Annotated in this window: 1 pseudogene; it reads left to right on the top strand. The window is 72.3% G+C overall.

Going from position 1 to position 649, the window contains the following annotated elements:
• A pseudogene (locus FV230_RS29040) lies at positions 1–649 on the top strand (ABC transporter ATP-binding protein); the annotation flags it as partial.

Raw genomic sequence — 649 nt, 5'->3', positions numbered from 1 at the left:
CACCGTCGAGATCTTCGCCGATCTTCCCAACGACCACCCGCTGTTCGACGCGTTCTCCCTCTTCCCGGCCGACGAGCGCGGCTACTTCGAGGATCTGGTGGTGCGCCAGCCGAATGCGGTCGCGCTGCGTCGCGGCCCGGCGGGCCAGCGCGACCGCGAGCGACTCATCGGGTTGGCGCTGCGCTACAGCGAAACCCGCCACCGCTTCGGGCTGATCGACGCCGCGTTCGAGGAGCGGCTCGTCGCCGCCCGCCGCTCCTTCGCGCGGATGCTGCCGGCTCACCTCGCCGCCGCGGTCGAGTTCCACGATCCCACGCGGATCAATCCGGCGGCCAGCGTCGAGGAGAACCTGCTGTTCGGCCGCGTCAGCCTCGGAGAGGCCGGGGCGGAGCCGCGGGTGCGGGCGATCGTCCGGCGTGTGCTGACCGAGGAGGGCCTGGAAGCCTCGGTCTATCGGCTCGGCCTCGACAGCCGGGTCGAGCCCGGAAACGCGGGCACCGGCTCGGTGCTCGGCGAGGGCGCGATCCCGGTCGAGACCCGGATCGCGATCGACCTCGCCCGCTGCCTAATCCGCCAGCCCGACATCGTGGTCGTCGCGATCCTGCTCGACGAGCGCAAGCCCGCCGAGATCGCGGCGCGGATCACCCGC

Source organism: Methylobacterium sp. WL6 (assembly GCF_008040095.1).
In the GTDB taxonomy this organism is placed as follows: Bacteria; Pseudomonadota; Alphaproteobacteria; order Rhizobiales; family Beijerinckiaceae; genus Methylobacterium.
The sequence above is the reverse complement of the archived record's forward strand: the minus strand, read 5'-3'. Positions and strand labels throughout refer to the sequence as shown.